We start from the raw sequence: 3338 nt of genomic DNA, 5'->3' as shown, positions 1-3338 counted from the left end.
AATGATACAGCAAGGGCTATCCAAAAATGATTGGCCATAACCAACATCAAAGCCAGTCTGGGATAAATTCTTTCGGAAAAGGCTTTGAAGACCATCAACATACCCAGAAGTCCGAAGAATCCGGGTAAATAGTCCCTTATCCATTCAGGTATCCATTCCTGATTGAAATACAAGAACAGGCCAATGGCATACATAGGTAGAAAATACAGCAATAGATTCTTAGGGGTTAGGAAATCAAGCTTTCGGCCCAGTCTTTTGATTGGGTTGAACACCAGCTTGTTTATCGTTTTATCCAAATTCCATTCTTTAAGAGAAATTATATATAGACTGTACTCCAACCTCTTTGGGAAAGTATCTTCCAAGGTTATTTCCTTTGGCTTGAAATGGTAAAACTGATCCCGTATCATATAAGCCACCACAGAAGGAGAAACCAAGAGTTGGTATGTTCTCAGGAATGCATTGCCGGCAAAATGTATCAATGCCAATGTCTGTAATCCCAAGGCCACTTCTATAAACATGATCCCTATCTGTGCAATAGAGGCATAGGCAATCTGTGTTTTGATGGTAGACTGAACCCTTGCAATTGGATAAGCTATCAAAGCCGTCACCAAACCTAAAACCCCTATCAGAATCCTTGCAGTAAGCTGATGTTCCCAAAAAGGAAAAGTCCTCAGCAAAAGAAAAACGCCAAAATGCACTGAAAGTGAGCCATAGAATATGGCCGAAGAAGGTGTCGGACCTTCCATGGCCCTTGGCAACCAAGAGGAGAAAGGAAACTGAGCGGACTTTGCGGCAGCTGCTATCAATAAAGAGATGGCAATAAACAACCCAATGCCGCCATGAGCCGCCAAGTGTTCAGAAACCAATTCTTTGTCCAATAACTTGATAAAAGCAATATTTTCGTTCCACAAATGATGGCTTGCCCACATAGCGAGGATGATGCCAATATCCCCAATCCGGTAAATGGAGAAAACTTTTACCGCATTCCTGACCGGTAAATAGCGGTCCCTGTAGAAAGCAATCAAAAGGAAAGATGATATTCCCAACATTTCCCAACCCAAAAACAGGGTTTCGAAATTCCCGGCCAACACAGTAAGGTTATAAGCCAGATAGAAAAAGAGTAAGGTATTGAAGAACCTTTTGTACCCCTCTTCCAAATGCATATAAAACCTGCTGTACCTTGTAATCAGAAATGTGATAAAGGCACCTACCCAGAGATAAACCATTGAAATGGTATCAAAATAGAAATCCAGCAAAAACTGATAATTTCCGTCATTGTAGATTTCCAACTCCCGGATGTTGACAGGATTCATGCCATTGATCATCCAATAAAGGCTATATCCTGTGATTGCGAAAAGCTGTAAACTCACAGTGCTAAAAGCCAACACGGAGAAGCTGTTTTCCTTTCCTTCCGATATAAACAAGGAGATTACAAATCCCAACAATGGCAGCAAGACAAATAAACTGATCATTACTTGATGTTCCATGACTTTAAGAAAGTAGGTATACAGGTAGATTTTCCGAGGTGGATTCCAAAACAGCCTCCAGATTATCAATGGTCGCTATATGGGTAGTAACAGAATGATATTCCACAAATTCCCCATCTTTGAAGGCATAGGCTTTTTTACTATCCGGTTGAATACAAACCAGCTTCACCCAATCATTGGCAAACCACTCATAAGTCTGGTAATGCGTTTTGATGGTATTCAATAAGATCTCAGGATAATGTTCTACCGTGATCAAAATCCTAAGCGGATCGTGGATATTGACCATTTGGAGAGGTAATCCTGTTCTTAAGTCTCCATCCATACCATTGGCCACTCCAATCAATCCCATCACATTATGGGGCAATTTGCTGCCTGCACCCAATCTGTCATTGTCAACTTTGGAGAAATAATATTCCAGATTAATGCCTCCACAAACCGGAGCAACTGCCTTGAGGATGCCAAAAAGATATTGTCCGTCAGGATCAATGCTATGGTCATAAGAATTGAGGAATGCCCGCTTGTCCAAAAACAAGTGACGGTTATTTTCTCTTTTCCCGACCACGCAGAGCGCATTGGTGGCATGGTTCCATTCGGGTCTTGTCACAAAAAGAGACAATGCCCTTTTTTTCACTTGTTCATGTACTTTTTTGGCGTCCTGCTTGGAATCGATGGTATGAAAACGTCTTGACCTTTCTTTGGCATTGTAATCCAAGGCAATTTCAAAAGTTTGAATATTCCTTTCATGAAGTAATTTATTCGCTTCCGAAAGTTCCTCCAGGTCATAAAATTCCATTTCATCCCTTGTGGTATCATGTAAGCCACCAATAAATTGGGTGTTATCCGGGATTATCAGACCTCGTTTATTCAAGACTTTCCTTACTTCCGTATTATTGCCAATGGAGGCTGCCACCCGAGCATTGACAGAACCTGCCCTTCCGCTGCAGGCACCACAGTCGTATCCAGCATAGTGCGTATTGTTGACAGAACTGGCACCATGTCCGATGACATAGACTATAGGTGCAAAATCATTCACCAAGCCGATACTTTTTAATAGACCTTCCAATGCATCAGCCATTTCCTCAACAGTAAAGCCAACTTGAAGGCCATGATGCTTATGTTCGGGATTTTTGCAGGCTACGCTCAATTTGCCTTTGGGATCCATATGTCTGAAGGAAGATACCATGGCAGGTGTTTCGGAAGGAAAGAAAATACTTTTGGCCATTTTAAGTGCGGACCAGAAACCCATGGTCTGACTGATGGCCCATCCTCCAAAAATCCCCTTGGTATGTTTGCTGAAATGAGCATCCTTTTCATGTCGGATTTTGGATTCAGTCTCTTTGACCACGTGTTCGGGAATTACAGGGGCGGGACAGACTTTGGTCATAAATTTGCCATGTTCCGGTTGAAAATAGAAAGGTAGGTTGAAGAAACCGGCCGTTCCGAAGGTCTGCGCATCAGGTGCAAATCGCTCCACATAACGTCTGATCGAACAAGACCTGTCATCAATGCAGAACATGGCCTGAAAGGATACTTCCTTTTCCTTTGCGTTACCTTTTTTACTTAACTGAAGTCCTTTGATTACCTGGTCATAGTATGTCCACTCCAAGGCTTCTTGCCATAGCTTGTGGATTTCAAAAAATTCAGAAAACCTTGATTTCTCAAAAATTCCGGGAAGATCATTCGGAATATAGGGTGCCAATGCAGACCATTTATCTCCTCTCCTCCTATCCAAAGCATCGATTTCCAAAACACACTCCAGAAAAATCAGGTCATGCAAAGAGACTTTTCTTTTATCCAGGAGGGTATTTTCCTGTTGCTCTACCACAGCCACCATACCAGACCAGCCTGGAT

General features: G+C 42.2%; 2 protein-coding genes. Both read right to left on the bottom strand.

The window, feature by feature from the left end:
- Positions 1-1487: proton-conducting transporter membrane subunit (locus ACEW8O_RS21985; protein ID WP_373496780.1), on the bottom strand; the 1487-nt coding region annotated here is incomplete at its 3' end.
- Between the two features lie 4 nt (positions 1488-1491).
- The coding region (locus ACEW8O_RS21980; RefSeq protein ID WP_373496779.1) for a putative inorganic carbon transporter subunit DabA at positions 1492-3338 on the bottom strand (1847 nt) is incomplete at its 5' end.

The sequence above is a fragment of the Aquiflexum sp. genome, assembly GCF_041749095.1.
GTDB lineage: Bacteria > Bacteroidota > Bacteroidia > Cytophagales > Cyclobacteriaceae > Aquiflexum.
The sequence above is the reverse complement of the archived record's forward strand: the minus strand, read 5'-3'. Positions and strand labels throughout refer to the sequence as shown.